13 protein-coding genes are annotated in these 16,653 nt (G+C 69.6%); 7 read left to right on the top strand and 6 right to left on the bottom strand.

The genetic code is table 11. The features are described 5' to 3' along the window. The first annotated feature begins 32 nt into the window (after nt 1-32). Complete coding sequence (locus tag QSJ59_RS04380) at nt 33-1,280, top strand: serine/threonine-protein kinase (protein WP_285757378.1); 1,248 nt, start codon at nt 33-35, stop codon at nt 1,278-1,280. A 496-nt stretch (nt 1,281-1,776) separates the two neighbouring features. Here QSJ59_RS04380 and QSJ59_RS04375 read toward each other — a convergent pair whose 3' ends face one another. Together QSJ59_RS04375 and QSJ59_RS04370 are read right to left on the bottom strand one after the other, a co-directional pair. After that, a complete protein-coding gene (locus QSJ59_RS04375; RefSeq protein WP_285757377.1) occupies nt 1,777-2,166 on the bottom strand; it encodes a hypothetical protein in 390 nt (129 codons plus the stop codon). Next, nucleotides 2,163-3,719 (bottom strand): AbeC-like domain-containing protein, encoded by a 1,557-nt coding sequence (locus QSJ59_RS04370; RefSeq protein ID WP_285757376.1) that lies wholly within the window; start codon nt 3,717-3,719, stop codon nt 2,163-2,165. Before QSJ59_RS04370 ends, QSJ59_RS04375 begins: the two co-directional genes overlap by 4 nt. Before the next feature lie 630 nt (nt 3,720-4,349). On the opposite strand from QSJ59_RS04370, the gene QSJ59_RS04365 reads away from it, so the two are divergent. From QSJ59_RS04365 to QSJ59_RS04355, 3 genes are read left to right on the top strand one after another with little or no spacing between them, the layout of a single operon-like run. Next, nucleotides 4,350-5,126 carry a toll/interleukin-1 receptor domain-containing protein gene (locus QSJ59_RS04365; RefSeq protein ID WP_285757375.1) on the top strand — a complete coding sequence of 259 codons (777 nt, stop codon included), beginning with the start codon at nt 4,350-4,352 and terminating at the stop codon, nt 5,124-5,126. Continuing rightward, nucleotides 5,123-7,189, top strand: a complete 2,067-nt coding sequence (locus tag QSJ59_RS04360; protein ID WP_285757374.1) for a hypothetical protein — start codon at nt 5,123-5,125, stop codon at nt 7,187-7,189. The genes QSJ59_RS04365 and QSJ59_RS04360 overlap by 4 nt, the downstream gene beginning before the upstream one ends. Before the next feature lies 1 nt (nt 7,190). Next, a complete protein-coding gene (locus QSJ59_RS04355) occupies nt 7,191-8,381 on the top strand; it encodes a hypothetical protein (protein ID WP_285757373.1) in 1,191 nt (396 codons plus the stop codon). A gap of 41 nt (nt 8,382-8,422) precedes the next feature. On the opposite strand, the gene QSJ59_RS04350 is transcribed toward QSJ59_RS04355, so the two are convergent. Then, nucleotides 8,423-9,703: a helix-turn-helix domain-containing protein gene (locus QSJ59_RS04350; protein ID WP_285757372.1), complete on the bottom strand. Its 1,281-nt coding sequence runs from the start codon at nt 9,701-9,703 to the stop codon at nt 8,423-8,425. 114 nt (nt 9,704-9,817) lie between these two features. Then, nucleotides 9,818-10,228: a hypothetical protein gene (locus tag QSJ59_RS04345; protein ID WP_285757371.1), complete on the bottom strand. Its 411-nt coding sequence runs from the start codon at nt 10,226-10,228 to the stop codon at nt 9,818-9,820. A gap of 507 nt (nt 10,229-10,735) precedes the next feature. Between QSJ59_RS04345 and QSJ59_RS04340 the strand changes: the two genes are divergently transcribed. After that, a complete protein-coding gene (locus QSJ59_RS04340) occupies nt 10,736-11,272 on the top strand; it encodes an NUDIX hydrolase family protein (RefSeq protein WP_285757370.1) in 537 nt (178 codons plus the stop codon). Nucleotides 11,273-11,506: 234 nt separating this feature from the next. Continuing rightward, nucleotides 11,507-13,450 (top strand): ABC transporter ATP-binding protein, encoded by a 1,944-nt coding sequence (locus QSJ59_RS04335; protein WP_285757369.1) that lies wholly within the window; start codon nt 11,507-11,509, stop codon nt 13,448-13,450. On the opposite strand, the gene QSJ59_RS04330 is transcribed toward QSJ59_RS04335, so the two are convergent. Further along, the gene (locus tag QSJ59_RS04330) at nt 13,405-14,184 is read right to left on the bottom strand and encodes a hypothetical protein (RefSeq protein WP_285757368.1); all 780 of its coding nucleotides are present in this window, start codon (nt 14,182-14,184) and stop codon (nt 13,405-13,407) included. The two genes, QSJ59_RS04335 and QSJ59_RS04330, sit on opposite strands and share 46 nt — an antisense overlap. On the opposite strand from QSJ59_RS04330, the gene QSJ59_RS04325 reads away from it, so the two are divergent. Further along, complete coding sequence (locus tag QSJ59_RS04325) at nt 14,183-15,475, top strand: hypothetical protein (RefSeq protein ID WP_285757367.1); 1,293 nt, start codon at nt 14,183-14,185, stop codon at nt 15,473-15,475. The two genes, QSJ59_RS04330 and QSJ59_RS04325, sit on opposite strands and share 2 nt — an antisense overlap. Here QSJ59_RS04325 and QSJ59_RS04320 read toward each other — a convergent pair. Then, a complete protein-coding gene (locus QSJ59_RS04320) occupies nt 15,404-16,480 on the bottom strand; it encodes a LacI family DNA-binding transcriptional regulator (protein ID WP_285757366.1) in 1,077 nt (358 codons plus the stop codon). The two genes, QSJ59_RS04325 and QSJ59_RS04320, sit on opposite strands and share 72 nt — an antisense overlap. Nucleotides 16,481-16,653 lie beyond the last annotated feature (173 nt).

The raw sequence follows: 16,653 nt of genomic DNA, 5'->3' as shown, positions 1-16,653 counted from the left end.
GGTCGCCCCACCGGACCGCAAGGCTGGAGACCATGACCTTCCTCGATCTCGCCCCCGACGATCCGACGGCCATCGGGCGCTTCACGCTGCGGGGCCGGCTCGGAACCGGTGGCATGGGGCAGGTCTACTTCGGGGAGTCGCCCGCCGGGCAGCTGGTGGCGATCAAGGTCATCAGGGACGGTCTCGGCGGGGACAAGATCCGTGCGCGGTTCGCGCAGGAGGTCGAGGCGATGAAGAAGGTCTACGGGCCCAACGTCGCCGGACTGATCGACGCCGATCCGTTGGCCCGGACGCCGTGGCTCGCCATGGCCTACGTCCCCGGAAGGTCCCTGCAACAGCAGGTCGACCGGCGGGGGGTGCTGACGGTCGAGTTGGCGGCCAGTCTCGGCGCGCTTCTCGTGGAAGGGCTGCGGGTGCTGCACCAGGAGAAGATGCTGCACCGCGACCTCAAACCGGCCAACATCATGCTCGCTCCGGACGGCCCGACGATCATCGACTTCGGTCTGGCGGTGCTCGCCGAGCGCAAGGCCAAACTCACCCACACGGGCGCACCGGTGGGAACGCCCATCTGCATGGCCCCCGAGCAGGTCAACGGAGAAAAGCTCACTCCGGCCGCCGACGTCTACGCCCTCGGTGTCTGCCTGCACTTCGCGGTCACCGGACGGTTCCCCTACAGCGCGGCCACCCAGATCGCCCTCATCTACAAGATCGGCACACCGGACACCGCTCCCGACCTCACCGGGGCGCCCGCCGCGCTGCGCCCGCTGCTGGCCCGGATGCTGGACCACGAACCGGCGCGGCGCCCCTCGTTGAGCGAGACGGCCGACGAACTACTGGGGCTCGTCGCCGCGGCCGGACTCACCCCGCAGGAGGCGCGCTACCGGCTCGTCGCCGCCACCGCGACCGACGTCCACACCCCCGGCCAGACCTTCCCCGAGGCGCCGGACGCCGTCGACCGCGAAACCGGAGCAGCCGACGAAGCTGACCCGGACGACACGGAACCCGCCGCGCCCTCCACCATCCTGCCCTGGGACACCGTTCTGCCCTGGGACACCGTGCAGGAGACGCTGCCCCTGGGCGGTCTCCCGCCCGCGCAGGCAACCCTGTCCTTCGCCCACGCCGAGAGCGCCCCGCCCGGCGGGGCGGACCCGGAAGCGGTGTCCGCCGAGGGGACGGGGCGCCCCCGGCAGTCCCACCCCTCGTCGCATCCAGGGGCGGCGGGGGCACGCAACGTCGCCCGCCGGTTGCGCCTGGCCTACGCCCGCGACTCCCGGTTCTGACGGCGCCCGGCTTTCCCCGCTGTTCTCGCCCGATGAGGGCACCGAAGCTGCCAGAATGCGGCCTATTGCTTTTGTGTGTTTTGAGGGGGTTCAGTGAGTCTCGGGCCGGGCGATTTTTGAGCTCAGCGTGAGTGCTTCGTCGCTGATTGACAACTAAACGGAGTGGTGTGAATCAGAACTGGGTCTCATCATCAAATTTGATGAAGGCGGTGTTCGGGAAGAAGCTGACGCCCGTATCCGCGGTCTCCTGCCGCGGCTCCAAGAACGCGACATCGACGCGGTCGGGTCGGCCCGACGGCCCGCTGAACCTGGGACCTGCTCCGACCACGCCATGATGGCGGCTGTGATCGTGCCGCCCGGTCGCAAAAACGGTTCCCCAGGTCACCGATGCCTTGAAGGCCGGCCCGGGCAAGCGGACAACGAGCGGTCGTTCCAGGACGGGCAGGAAACCGGGGCGAGGCCAACGGTCGGGGGAGAGCCGTCCGCCGTCTGCCCGTCACCCCTGCACGGCCGCCTCCACCGCCTCCCGCAGCGGTCCGAGGGCATCGACCCCGGTCGGCAGTACGGCGCACCGCCGCACGAGCCGGTCGAGTCCCGCGTGCAGCGCCCCGTGGTCGGTCACGGGCGGGGTGAGCCGGGCCGTCACCTCCGCGAGATCGTCGAGGGCCAGGCAGGCGTCGCGGTCGCCGTCCGCGGCCAGTCGGCGCAGTGCGTCGCGAACGTGCCCGGCCTGCGTGCGGGCAGCCGTCAGGATCGCGGCCGGATCGCCGGCCGCCTGGTTGACCTGGGTGCTTCCATGCGCGAACGGGTTGTTCTGCACGGCGCCGTTGACGGTGCCGGCCACCACGCCGTGGTTGACGCCGACCCCTCCGAGGTGTCGCTTCACGCGGCCTCTCCCTGCTGGTTGTGCTGGGTGTTGTTGTCGCCCATCGCGTTGTTCTGCACGGGTCCGGTGAATTTGTCGCCGATCACCCCGAAGTTGACGATCGCGTTCGTCGTCGCCTGCCGGTAGTCCTCGACGTCGATGTCGTGCTCCTGAAGGAACCGGTCCACTGACGCGAAGACCCTTCGCTGGAGCGTCGCGGCCTGGAAGTCGGTGTCGTCCTTCATGTGCATGTCCTCGACCCGGCGCTTGCTGTACGCCTCGCGCAGACTCACGGGCCCGGACCCGGAGTCGATCTCCGGGGCGCTGGGCGGTCGCCGGACGACCAGGCCGCCGCCCAGCGCAACCACGTCTCCAATGGCCTGCGCGGCCGCGGTCACCAGCCACGGCAGCCGCGACGGGGAACCGGCGTCCGGGGCGGAGACCTCGTCGACGACAGGCGCCACCACCTGTGGGATCACCACGACGCGCACGTACTCTTCCCGGCGCACGAAACGCACGAGGACCGAGACGGTGAGGGAGCCCGACCAACTGGTGACGCGTGCCCACAGATAGGGGCGGGCCAGCCTGCTGTCGGGGGCGGTGTCTCCGGGGGCGAGCCCTTCCGTCACCGGGGGCATGTCGTCCCAGGCCGTGTCGTCGATGTCCCCCCACGCGGCGTGGGATGTTCCCCAGATGCCGATGACGTCCACGCCCCGATGGTCGGCGGGGTTGTCCGGGGAGGCCACCGTGCGGGCGAGGTCACGGGCCACGTGCTCGTACAGCTCGGTGAGGGTGAAATCCTTGGGCTCCAGCGTCGTGCCGCCGGAGAACCGGTCGAGCAGTGCGGTGAGCGCGGATTCGGTGTACTCGGAGCGGGGGTCGTGCGGGCTGGGGCCCCGGAGCCCTTTCGTGACGTCGACGGCGATGGTCGACGGCCGCCACACCTCCAGGCCGGCGCCGACGAACCGGCTCTCCCGCCGGTAGCCGTTGTCCTTCTTCTCCAGCGCGTAGGGAAGCGCCGACACCCCGTTGTCCGGGGGCGGACCGAGAACCGCCGGAGTACGTGAACCGAAGTCCTTCAGCAGGGTGTGCGCCGCGTACTGGGCCCGGACCCGGTCGGAGAAGAACACGGCCCACAGCAGTACGAGGAGGACGGCACCGGTCCAGGGAAGGGTGAGTGCACCGACGGCCGGGGCAATTGAGCACAGGACCGGAACACACGTGATCAACAGTCGGCGTTGCCGGCCGAGCGCTGCGCCGTGACGGCAGGCGTCGACCACCTCGGCCTGGTCGAACCCGATGACGGGCACCGGGCGATCGGCCCCCGCCACCCGGCGCAGGACCCACCGAGCGTAGGCGTCGCCGATCACGACCCCGGGGTCGCGGGTCCGTTCGTCGCCGACAGAGAATTCCGGTTCCGGTTTGGGGCGCAGGACGGCGAACAGGCGGTACCTGCCGCGCATCCTGTCCCCCACTTTCTCCGCGGCGTGCAGCGCCTGTTCACGCGACCACTTGGCCGCTTTCGAGAGCCGGTCCGGGCGGGCGAAGGCCGTCGCGCACAGCAGCGGCGTCACCTCGTCGTGTCGACGTGTCTGATGGGGGGTGGGAGAACGCCTTGTGGAAAAAAGAGGGGGATTCATCAGTAGCTCGACTTTCTTGGCTTCTTTTCGGTGCTTTATCGTTGCTTGAGTGAGCGTTTCTTTTGCGATCGTTGAGTCTGGTCGGTGGGAGGAAAAAATTGACCGGATCGGGGAGAAGAATCAAGGATGTTCCGGTCCGTTCGAGGGAGCGTTTGCGAAGCGTCCGTCCTGTTCACGGGCGACCGTCCGCCGTCCTGTGCGGCCTTCGGGCGTTTCGTCTGGATTCAGAGATACTTTCGTGCTTCCTGAATGGTGAATATAGAAGGGATGCGTTGATCGAGTCGGAGATTTTCGCGGTTTCCTGTTGGCCATCGACAAGGGTGCGGGAAACCGGTTCGTGCTTCTCCCAATTTCTGTCAACGTGAGACCCGACGGCGTGCGGACCGTTTCCCCGCAACGCGAGCCGCTTCCGAAAGCCATTGCCGTGCCTGAAAGACCGCAGCTTTTCCGACAACGGTTTCACCGGGGCTCTGCTGTTCCACGGGTGTCGTTGGGTGGGAAGGCCCGGGCACGCCGGACCGGCCCCACCGCGGGCAGTCTCGACGAAGAAGAGGAGGGACCGCTGTGTCCCGAGTGTTCATCAACTACCGGACCGGGGACGAGGAGGCCAGCGCCACCCTCATCGACCGGGAGCTTTCCCACCGTTTCGGCACCCGGGAGATCTTTCGCGCCAGCAAGTCGATCCGGCCGGGAGACGATTTCGAGCGTGAGCTCCTGAACGCTGTGCGCCGCAGCGATCTGCTGCTGGCCGTCATCGGTCCGGCCTGGTTCGACGCGGGCGACGGCCGTGGGGGCCGAGCCCTCGACGACCCCGGCGACTGGACGCGACGGGAGATCGTCGAGGCGTTCGCCTACGGGATCCGGGTGGTCCCGGTGTTCATCGGTGCGCAGCAGCGCCTGCCGAGACACGGCCTCCCCGAGGACCTGGAGCCGTTGAGGAAATGCCAGTACGTCAGGTTCAGCCACCGCAACGCCGACGCCGACATCGAACGGCTCGTGGAGAAGGTCGCCGAGGCGGTACCGGGCCTGGTGGACTGCAGTTCTGGCACCGATAGCGGATCCGACGGCCGCGGTGATCGGAACACGATCCGCGACCTGCACGGAAGCGGGAAACAGGGGCGCGACTCGATCGACAACCGCTCGGGCGGCACCGGTGATGTGGGGATCAACCACGGCACCGTCATCGGTACCGCGAACGGCCCCCTGCACACCGGAAGCGGAACGCAGGTGAACGGTCCGCAGTTCACCGGGAGCGGTGGCGTCAACTACGTGGCCGGCGACAACCACGGGGGCATGCACCACGCTTCCGCCCCGCAGCCGCGCGACGGCGGTACGCGGTGAGCACTGAGCAGACCGAAGACGGGACCGGCCCCGACAGGCAGCTCTACGAGAGCGTCATGACCTCCGTCGGGGCGGTCGACGGCCCAGCGCACACCGGCAGCGGCGACCAGTACAACACCTTCCAGCTCCTGGGCCTGAGTGGTTCCTACAGGGAAGTCAATGGTCGGGTACGCAGGAACAAACCTCTGCGTCTGATCACCCAGGATCAGCGTTACCGCAGTAGTACCTACTTCGTCGCACCTGCCGGCTATCTCACAGCGCGCTCGATCCTGTTGAAGAATCGCTTGGTCGTCCTCTCCGGAACACCCGGAAGCGGTCGGCGTACCGCGGCGGTGGTGCTGCTGGAGTCGGTAGGCGATTCCGACGCCGGGTTCCGGGAACTCCCCGAGGACAGCGCCGCAGGATTTGCCGAGCCGGAGCGTGTCCTCGACACGGAGACCCTGCGTCAGGGCGACCGCCTCCTGCTCGATTTGTCAGGCGATCAGCAGGGCGCATTTTCCGGGATCCAGCCGCGGTTGGAGACCTATCGTGACGCTCTGCGGGTCAATGACGCCTACCTCGTCGTCGTGATCCCCCATGATCAGGACTACGAGGTGGCCGACGAGTTCCGTCACCTGGTGGCCCGGTTGGGGCGCCCGGACGGGGTTCGAGTGCTGGAACGCCATCTGCGCAGCCACGGCACCGACTTCGACAGCGGACAGCTGAGATCCCACCCGGTCGCCAAGTGGGCGGTTGAGGCCCGGCTCGGCGAGGTAGCGCACCTGGCGCGCCTCGTTCACGATGCCTGCCTGGCCGCACCAAATGCCGGAACCAAGGGTTGGCTCACCGACGCGTTGGACGCGCTGTCCGAACGCAGAGGGGAGGCAGCAAGGGCGATCGCCGGCCTGGCCAGCAGCTGGGAACGCGCGGTGCTGTTGTCGGCGGCGTTACTCAACGGCGGCAACATCGAGACGGTCTTCGCGGCCGCACACGAGTTGATGGGATTTCTTCGAACACCGGTACCGGACACCCCGCCGCTGGAGCGGCGGCTGTTTCCTGATCAGCTCGTGGCGCTCGACGTACGGATACGGTCGGATCGGACCGTGGAGTTCACCCGGCTCGGTTACGCCGAGGCTGTCCTGGAATGCTTTTGGGACGGTCATCCCGACCTCACACCGGTGTTCCAACGGTGGGTGGATCGGTGTATACGTGTTGCTCGCCTGACACCCACCGATCGTGACGCGGTGGCGGAACGTTTCGCCGGCCAATGTCTGCGTCTCGGATTTCTCGACGACCTCTTCGGTCAAGTAAGGCGTTGGGCCGTCGGCCAGGGACGGGGCCAGTCCCTTGCTCCACAGGCCGCCCACGTATTAGCCAGACTTCTCACCGACTCCGAAGCGGGTTGGGCCGCGCGTCGCCGGGTTTACGCCTGGGCCACAGAGAAAGCACTCGCTCCGGAGCTGGCCCAAGTCCTTATCGGTGTCTCGGCGGACGCGATCGCTTCTCGCTGGCCCGACGAAGCGCTGGTGCGACTTCACCACCTTGCCAGGAACAAAGACCCAAAGGTCCGGGAGTCGGCGGTGTCCGCGCTCCTGGAGCTCACGGAGAAACCGGGCCTGTACCGCCTGCTGCTCAACCGGATCGCCGCCGCGATCGACGGTGCGCACCGGCAGGCCGACCTCGAACTGTTGGTGCCGTTGACCCGGCCCGATCGGATGCTCGCCCGGGGCAGAGGCGGCCCGTTTGCCACCGAGCAGCGGGTCCGCGCCGATGCGGTCAGAGGGATCGCCGCGGCGTTGGGTGACGACGAGGCTTTGCGCCACTACACCGAACGCTTCCTGGAGGCGTGCGCCGCCGACGGCGCGGCGGGCCTTCTCCTCGACGTACTCGTCGAAGCCGGCCAGGAGGCGGAGCGTGTCAACCGCCTCTATGCCGTCGCGCGCCGCTGGGCGCTGGCCTCGGAACACTCGAACAAGGGCGAGCGGGTCCGCGCCGTGGCCGAACTGATCGAGCGCGTCGACAGGGCGCAGGGATTGGCGCCGCTGCCCACGAGCAGCGCGCGCGAGAACGCGGAGGTGGGTTGACATGGAAACGAAGAAAATGGTCGGACTGGTGGTGCTGGCGCTCAGCGCCGTACTCGTCCCTCTGGTCATGGCGTTCTTCCTCGCCTGGTGGACCCTGCTCTGGGCCCCGATCGCCCTGGTCGTGATCGGCCTCACCGTCGTGGCAACCGGGGTTCTCGGCGATCCGGACATGGAACCGCGGAGTCAATTCGATATCGAGCCGGAGCCGGTGGAGGCGGTCCCCGTCGCTGTTTCGCTGCCGGAGCCCGATCCGGTGCACCGGAAGCAGATGAGGGAGATCGGTCTGCCCAGCGCGCAGGAGGACTACGTCTTCGTCTTCTCGGCGACCGTCTGTCACAAGGAACGCATTGCTCCGGGGGATGCCCACCGGAACCTGGCGGCGCTCGCCGCCGAACTGGTCCTCGGCCGCGCCGCGCAGCTCGCGGCCACGCTGTCGCCCGATCTGCCGGAGCTGGCCGAACGTCGCCTCGCCGCCCTGCTCGGTGAGCCGGCGGGCGACTCCCGCGGCCAGTGCGAGGCATGGGCGGAGAATGTCGCTCTCGTCCTTCCGGAGAGGGACGTCGAGCGGCTGCGCTGGTTTGCCGATGTCCGCAAGGAACGCGACGTCTGGAAGCACACGCGCGAGCACGAGCGCGATCAGCGCGCCTACTACGGCGGTGATGTCCTGGCCTCTCAGGAGAACGCGGTCGCGTGGTGGTTCGCCAAGGACCCCTCGAAGGTCGAGGAGACCGTGAAGATGGTCGACATCCTCGGTGAACTCTCGGCTGCCGCGAACAGTTCGGCGCGACTGGAGGAGTTCCGCGCAAACGCGGTGCGGGAGCACCCGGACTGGTCGCCCGCCGACGCGTCGGTCCCCGCGTGGTTGGCGCGGGAGGAGGCGCCCCGGGTGTCCTGGAGCGTTATGGACCACGCCAGCGCGATCGTCGACAAGGTCGGGGCAGACGGGGACGAGATGGACCGGGACGGCTTCACCGACCGGTTCGCCGGTCTGTTGAGCGTCTACGGGCAGCCCGACCTCGCCAGGCAGCTCCGCGAGAAATACCAGGCGGCCGAACTTTCCACCGAACAAGAGCCCGGCCTTTTCGATGCCGTTGACGACGAGGACGACACAGCGGTCGATGCTCCGGACAGCGGGAGCGTTCCGGAGCAACCCGGGCGGGACAATCCCAGGGAACCCGGCCCTTCCGTCTAGCCGCGGACGGTGGGGCGGGGAGCGATCCCCGCCCCACGGCTTCACCTGGGCGACCGGTTCAGGGCCCGCGCCAGGCGTGGCGTGAGCCCCCGCACCGCCGGATCGGTGTGCCAGCGGGCGAGGGTACGGGAGAGCTGCCGCACGTCGTGTGCGACGGTCGCCGAGTCGATCGCGTCCACCCCGTCGAGCAGCCCGTGGGCCAGATCGCAGGCACGGTCGATGCTGCCGCTCCCCGCGTGGGCCAGGGCCAGTCGCATTCCGAACCTGGTCCGTGCGCGTACCGCGCCCATCGGGATCTGGTCCAGGGCCGGTTCCAGTACGGCTGCGGCTTCTGCCGGGCGCCCCACGTCGTACATGCACCAGCCGGTGACGACGGAGAGCCGGTTGCGCACCGTCGATGATCCGAGGACCGGGGCGTCTTCCTCCTCCCCGGTATCCTCTTCTGCGGCCGTGGCCGCGTGGTCCAGTGCACGTCGGCAGCTGTCATAGTCGCCCACCAGTGCGTGGCCCTGCGCTTCTCGTTCGGCGGCTATGGCCCGCACCCGGGGCGATGCTGTGGCGGCGGCCCGCGCGCGCCGCCCCAGTTCGATGGTCGTCAGCCCGTCGTGGGCGTACATGGCGATGCAGGCGCGCCTGATGAGGGCGTAGGCGTGCAGTCGGCCGTCACCCGATGCCGTCGCCATCTCCACCGCCTGGTCGGTCCACCACAGTGCCGCGGGATCGTCGCCCGCCTCCTGGGCCATCCACCCGCTGTACTCGGCGTGCCTGGCGGCGAGCATGAGGGCGGCCGTGCCCAACTCGGGGCCGGAGTTCTTGGCGAGGAGGGAGAGCGCGTGCGTCTGTGCGACGACGCTGGGCAGCACCGTGGCGGGACTGGTCTGCTGGCCGAGGAGCCGAAGGTGGTCGAACATCGTGCGGTACACCCTGAGCGTGTCGGCCGAGTGCAAGGACGGCTCGCGGCCCCTCCCCGTCAGTCCCGTTCCCAGTAGCGCCTGCGCGCCGATGGCAGCCGCGCCCGGAAGGGAGGCCGCCGGGAATCCGTGCGTCGCCGTCCACGGTCCGCCGTGCCCGGGGGGCTCGGGCGAGGACGGGGCGGCCCGCCGCCCGGATGTCTCGACCAGGGCTGTCAACCGCCCTCCGGCGCCCAGTGCCGTGTCACAGGCCCGGGCCAGAGGGCCGGAAGGAGCTTTGCGGCCGGTCTCCACCTTGCTGAGGTGGCTCTTGCTGTAGTGCGTGGCCTCGGCGAGCCCGGAAAGGGACAGCCCCGCCGCGACGCGCTGCCGGCGGAGTTCGGTGCCGAAGGAACTGGTTTCGTCGCTCATTGTCATTCCTCGCCGTGTGGTTTTCCGGTTGAACAGTGAAAAGGCTCCCCGTAAGCAGTTCTTCGCGCCCTTCGCAATCATTGCCGCCCGTGGAGCCCGAATACGCGAAACCGATTATTTTGCTTGGGGCACGAAGTAGACGATGGCAGCCGAGATGCCGGAGACGACCGTCGCCGTCTCGGCGAGGACGGGCAGCGCGGTTCGCCATCCTCCGCCGAAGGACGCCGCGAGTTCCGCCCACCGGTGGCGGTGCGCCAGCATTCCCGCCCTGCGCCACTTGTGGTCCTGGAGGTAGCAGCCGAGCAGGAGCCCCGACGCGTTGTTGCGGCAGCTCTGGCCGGCCTTCCGATTGGGTGCGCCGCAGGGGGTCGGGGCCTGGAAGAGGAAATAGACGGTCGAGACAGCGGCCAGCCCCATGACCACGGCCGGGCCGATCTCGGGGTTGAGCCAGCCCAGCAGTGCACCGGTGAAGGGCAGATATCCCCAATAGCGCCAAAGGGCGCTCTTTTTTCTTTTCTTCGCCATGGAGAAAATTCTTCTCCGTGGACCGGCGGCCGGACAATCGTTGGCCGTTGCCGCTTGATTCTCGTTTTCCTGGTGAATCGACGGCTTTTTGGTGCCGACGGGGCGGGAGTGACTGGTGGGAATGAAAGGGCTGTCCTGGCGGCTCCGGTACGGGGCGGCCGTGTGTCGCCCGTTGTCCGGCCGGGGCAATGCGGCGAGCGGGTCGGTCGACGGTCGGGCACAGCGTGGCCCGACCGTTCGATTCGTGTCAGCCGGCAGGGGCATCGGACGGGGCGGGCGAGCACTTCCACGCGGGAGGCCGGTGACACGGTCGGCCCGCACCGGCGGCTGCTGCTCCCTTCGTGCCGGGCCTGCGCCCGAAGTCCCGTCCCAGCCGCCGAACCGGACGTCCAGGCGGCACCATCGCCCGCCTTCCCGCCTGCTCCGGCGTGACGCAGATCAACCTCCCGGTACGAACCGATAGGGGCCCGTAGGTGCCACAACAGCCTCATGGGGTACAACGGCCAAATGACCGAAACGACCGACACCACGCCCGAGTGGTTCTCCCGTGACGAGCTCGAAGCGGTCCGCGGGCGGCTGCCGATCCTCTATGTCGACGCGGTACCGGTGCGCACCGACGACTCGGGGGCGGTGACCCACGTCGGCCTGCTGTTGCGCGTGGCGCCCGACGGGTCGATCAGCCGTGCGCTGGTCTCGGGCCGGGTGCTCTACCACGAGCGCATCCGGGACGCCCTGCTGCGCCATCTGGAGAAGGACCTCGGTCCGATGGCGCTCCCGCAGATCCCCGTCTCGCCGCAGCCGTTCACCATCGCCGAGTACTTCCCGACGCCGGGGGTGACGAAGTTCCACGATCCCCGCCAGCACGCGGTGTCGCTGGCCTACGTCGTGCCGGTGGCGGGCGACTGCCAGCCCCGTCAGGACGCGCTGGACCTGGTCTGGTTCAGCGTCGAGGAGGCCGCCAGCCCCGAGGTCCAGGCGGAGATGACCGGCGGCCAGGGGGTGCTGTTGCGTCAGGCGTTGGCCTACGTCGGCCAACTGCCCTGAGTGCGGCTCCGTCGACGGTTTCGGCGGGGCCGCTCACGGCCGGTCCGCGGGGGGAGAGTGCGGACCGGCAGCACCGTACCGTGTGGGGTCCGGACACGTGGCCGAGGTGCATACCCGGTGGTGATCCGGGTGATTCGGCGTGGCCGCAACACGGCCGGAGGCGGACAGCCCGGTGCGTTCCACCGCTGTCCTCGGTGATGATCGGGGCGATCCCCGACCACGCTGGAGGCGCACGTGCGAGTGAAGGCGACCAAGGATGAGGAGGGGCGGGCGGGCGCGGCCACCGGGTTGACGCTGCCCCCGCTGGCGCCGCCCAAATGGCGCCGCTACGAGGAGGAGGCGGCCCAGGCCGGTTGGCGGAGCGTGGCCTGGCGGCTTCCCGGCCTGCTGGCCCAGGCCGTCGGCCTGGCGTGGCGGGCGTCCCCCCGCGACCTGCTGGCCACCGCGGTGTTCAACGTGGCCGCCGGTGTCTTCACCGCCGTGGTCCTGGTGGGTACGGCGGGCGTCCTGGAAGAGCTGTTGACCGCGGGCCCGACCACCGACCGGGTCCTGGCCGCGCTGCCCGCCCTGGCGGTGGTGGGTGGGGCCGCGCTCATGCGCGGGGCGCTCTCGGCCGCGGCCGGCTGGGCCCAGGCCAGATTGGAGCCGCAGGTGGAACGGGTCTCGGAGCTGCGCCTGGCCGAACTCGCCACCGGAGTCCGGGTCCTGGCCTTCGACGACAACGACTTCCACGACCGGATGTTTCGCGCCACGATCCGCGGGGCGGACGAGGCCAAGCGGGTCGTCACCTACTCCATCGACATCCTCACCGGGCTGATCGGGATCATCGCCGCAGCTGGTGTGCTGGGCATACTGCACCCGCTGCTCATCCCGCTCCTGTTGCTCACCGTCCTGCCCGAGGGGTGGGCCGCGTCCCTTGCGGCGCGGATGCGCTATGCCTGGATCCTCGCGATCACCGAGAGCCGCCGCCGCAAGGGGATGCTCGACGACCTGATGACCTCGCGCGCCTCCTGCGCCGAGGTCCGTTCCTTCACGATGCGCGGTCCGCTCCTGGCGGAGTTCGACGCGATCGCCGGCCACGAGCGCGACGTGCAGCTCGTCCTCGCCCGCCGCCAGGCGCTGGTGCGCCTGGCCGGGGAGGCCCTGGGCGGCACGGCCACCCTGCTCACCTACGTTGTCCTGGGCCTGCTGCTGGTCAACGACATGATGCCGCTGGCGGTCGCCGGAGCGGCGGTCATCGCGATTCGCACCGGCCAGTCCGCGCTCGCGACCACCCTCATGGCCGTCAACAGCGCTTACGAGTCGGGACTGTACTTCCGTGACTTCCTGGACTTCTGCGACCGCGCGAAGGCGTGGCTGCCACCGAGCGGCCTCGCCGCCCCGCCCGACGCGGTCGAGTCGATCACCGTCGAGGACGTGGTGTTCGGCTACCCGGGCAAGGACGACCACGCCCTGGACGGAGTGAGCCTGCGTGTGGGGCGCGGCGAGACGATCGCGCTGGTCGGGGAGAACGGGTCGGGCAAGACCACCCTGTCCAAGCTCCTGGCCGGCCTCTACACCCCTGTCCGGGGCCGGGTGTGCTGGGACGGGACCGACCTCGCCGGAGTGGACGCCCACGCGCTGCGCGGGCGCATCGCGATCATCGCCCAGGACCACACGCACTGGCCCTTCTCCGCCCGCCGCAACGTCACGATGAGCAGCCCCGACGATCCCGGACGGCTCGACGAGGCGGCGAGGGTCTCCGGCGCCCGGGAGATCGTCGACGAACTGCCGCACGGCTGGGACACCCTCCTGGACCGCCGGTTCGCCGAGGGGCAGGAGCTCTCCGGCGGGCAATGGCAGCGGGTCGCCGCCGCTCGCGGCTTCTACCGGGACGCGCCCCTGTTGATCTGCGACGAGCCGACCGCCGCTCTGGACGCCCGTGCCGAACAGCGGCTCTTCGCCTCGATCCACGAGCACGCCCGGCGCACTCGCAGCGCAGTCGTGCTCATCACCCACCGCCTGGCGAGCGTGCGCATGGCCGACCGCGTCTACGTCCTCGACCGGGGTCGTGTGGTCGAGGAGGGCACCCACGATCAGCTCATGTCCGTGCACGGCCTGTACGCGGAGCTGTACTCGATCCAGGCCGAGGCCTACCGGGGAGGCTCAGGAGAAGTGGAGGAGTCGGCCTCTCTTTGAACAACCTCGTCGGCAGGTTTGCCGCCGCTCTCCGAAATGCCCAGGTCGGCGCGCATCACGGTGCGCATGGCCACCAAGTGCCCCCACGCGCCGCTCAGTCCGTGTTCGACGTCGAGGACTGATTCCCCCGCTGGGTGAGAGCCGGAGTCCAGGCGCTTCACGATTCCGTACACCGAGTTCAAACCGCGGTTGACGCCCCCTGCCGCTCCCAGAACGGTGTCGGGGAGCACCATCTGCGCTTCGGCGTGCTGCGCCCTGTGGTCGACGCGTGCCTCGTCGAGCCGTGACCGGAGCTCCTCGGTCATGAGATCTGCCTGGAGCGCGTGACGACAGTCGGTCAGGACGATGTGGTAATACCTGGCCGCGGTGTTGAGAGCGACATAGCACGATCGCCTTGTGTCGAGCGCGGTCCGCTCGTCGGCGTGCCGACGCTCCTCCGCCCGCATGCGTTCGGCGTGCTCGAGTTCGCGGGCTTTGCTCCGCTCCGCTCCGCGCTGGACCATGAAGGCCGAAGCCAGGGTGCCGGCGATACCGGTGAGTGCTGTCAACAGGCCGAGAACCGCGCCGTCCATGGGGCCTCCGGTTTCGCTCGAATCAACCAAATCCGCACGACTGTAGGCGAACCGGCGCGGTCGCCATGCCTCCTCCCGGTGGACAACGGGCCAGTGGCCCGAACCGGCCACCACTCCCGACAGCCGGGCCGCGCGGACCCGTCCCGCGGATAATGGCCCCATGCCAGAGCATTCCGGCAACTCCCACGCCCCAGAAGCCGCCGACGTCGACTGGGAGGCGCTCGCCCCCGGCTCGGGCGAGCAGATCCCGCGGATGCTGGAGGAGGTCGCCGTCGCCGACGAGGACAGCCATGTCATCGGCGACTTCGAGCTCCTGCTGTCCTTCCCCGGCCCGTATTTCACCGCTGCTCCGGGGCTGGCACCGGTTCTCGCCCGGATGGCCGCCGACCCAGGAGTTCCGGGTCGGTTCGCCGCGCTGCTGTGCCTGCACGAGCTCCTCGACACCGCCCCCGCCGACCACCTTCCGCGGCGGCGCGACCCGCTGTTGTGGCGTGACGAGATGGCGTGGATCGCCCAGGTCGGGGCGGACAGGGCCCGGGAGCACTACCGTGCGTGGCTGGCGGCGGCCCAGGACGAGCAGGCCCGTCGCATCGCACACACCCGGCTGGACGCGTTGGCTCTGGAGCGCGGGCCCGAAATCCTCAGAGCCGAGCTGGCTGCCCACGAGGCGCTGCGGCCGCTACTGCCCGGCTTGTTCCCGCTGCTGGAGGAGCGGGGGGAGTTCGCCGGCCACCGGGTTGCCGACCTGGCCGCCTGGGTTCTGTCGTGGTTCGGTGAGGACGCCGGGACGCTGGTGGGCCCGCTGCGCCGGGTGTGCGAGCCCGGGACGGCCGCCCCTCTGCGCTCCGCGGTCTACGCCCTGGGCAGGGTCGCCCGCCCCGACGACGTCGCCACGGCCCGTCACCTGGTGCTGTTGCTGGACGCCACCGACGATGCGGACTTCGCCGCGGCCCTCGCGCTGGGCTGCATGCGTGGTGCCGAGATTCCCGACAAGGCCCTGCGGGTGATCGGAACCCGCCTGCCGACCGAGGACGCGCGGTTGTGGCGGGGCTGGCCCTCCTTCGCCGACTCCAGCGCCGAGGAACTGGGTTGGCTGGCCCTGTCCGGGATGGGCCCCGCTCTGGATAAGGCACGTATTGCCGCCTGCACCGATTTCTTCGCCCGCAACTGGGACGTCGAACCGGCCGCCGAGAGCCTGTTGGCCGCGGTCTTCGGTCGGCCCGGTGCGACCTCCTGGGCGCCGTCGCCCTACAGCAGTCTCACCGACGACCAGCGAACGGTGCTGTCGGCCATCGCCGGACTGTCCGCTGCGAAGTGGGACTGCGCGCCCGGCCTGCACACGTTGCTGGAGGCCCACCGGCTTCCCGCCCACCGTGGGGAACTACGCGTCTTCACCGGAGCCGAGCTCCCGCTGCGAAGAGGGATGGTGCGCTTCCTGTTCGGGCGCCGTTGACCCGGCGGAGCGCACCCGCCGCAGGCGCGGCGCGGCCAACGACCCGGTCAGCCGGACCGTGGTGGACAGCATCCGGCTGGCCGGTCGTGGACTGCCCGGGGCGGCGCCGATGAGGTCGTCCAGTGCCGCCACCGCCCGCCGGCCGAGGTCGGCCACCGGTACGCCGACCGCGGTCAACGGGGAACCGGGGAGGTCGGCGAAGGCCATGTCGTCGGCGGCGGCCACACTGAGGTCGTCGGGCACCCGTACCCCGCGGCGTCCCAGTTCGAAGACGAGGCCCAGCAGGACCGAGCTGTTGTAGGCCAGGGCTGCTGTGCAGCCGGAGTCCAGGACGGCGTCGGCGTGGGAGGCGCCCTCGCTGAACTCCGGGGGCATGGGCCCCAGGACCCGTACGCTCAGGCCGGGACGGTCGGAGTGCTCGGACAGGACCTGGCGCCGACGCCGGTCCATCCACGAACCCGGCGGTCCCGCGAGATAGGCGACCCGGGTGTGGCCGAGTTCGACCAGCCGGTCGTAGATCCGGGCCAGGCCGCCCGGGGTGTCCACGGTGAACGAGGTCAGGCCGGGCACTTTGCGGTTGATGACGACCACCGGTTTGCGCTCGTGCACCCGCTTCAGTTCCCCTGCCCCGGCGAGCGGCATCAACAGGACGAAGCCGTCCACCTGGCTCTCCAGGTCGCGCAGCGCGGCGGCCTCGCGCTCGGCGCTGCCGTCGGTCACCGCGATGATCAGCCATCGGCCGCTCGCCTCGGCCGCGGCCTGTGCACCGGCGATGCTGCCCGCGTAGAAGGGGTTGTCGATGCTGGGAACGAGCATCGCCAGGAATCCGGTGCGTCCGGTGGTCAGTGCCCGCGCAGCCGGGTTGGCCCGAAACCCCGCCTGTTCCGCGGCGGTGCGCACCCGTTCCAGAGTGGTGGGCGCCACCATGCCGGGCCGGCTCATGGCCCGTGACACCGTCGAGGCCGACACACCGGCGATCCGGGCCACGTCCTCTAGTCCCGCCACTGCGTCTCCGTTCCTCGGTGCCGGATGGCTTCACCGCTTCTTAACACACCCTGTCTGGCCGACATGTCCGAGCAAAGGCTACGATGCTGCAAGCGCTTGCAGAAGCGTTTGCAGGTATTAGACCTGTTCAAAGCCGACATAGTTTGTAATCCTGCGTACCGGCATGGCCGGAC

The sequence above is a fragment of the Nocardiopsis ansamitocini genome (assembly GCF_030268225.1).
Taxonomy (GTDB): domain Bacteria; phylum Actinomycetota; class Actinomycetes; order Streptosporangiales; family Streptosporangiaceae; genus Nocardiopsis_D; species Nocardiopsis_D ansamitocini.
The sequence above is the reverse complement of the archived record's forward strand: the minus strand, read 5'-3'. Positions and strand labels throughout refer to the sequence as shown.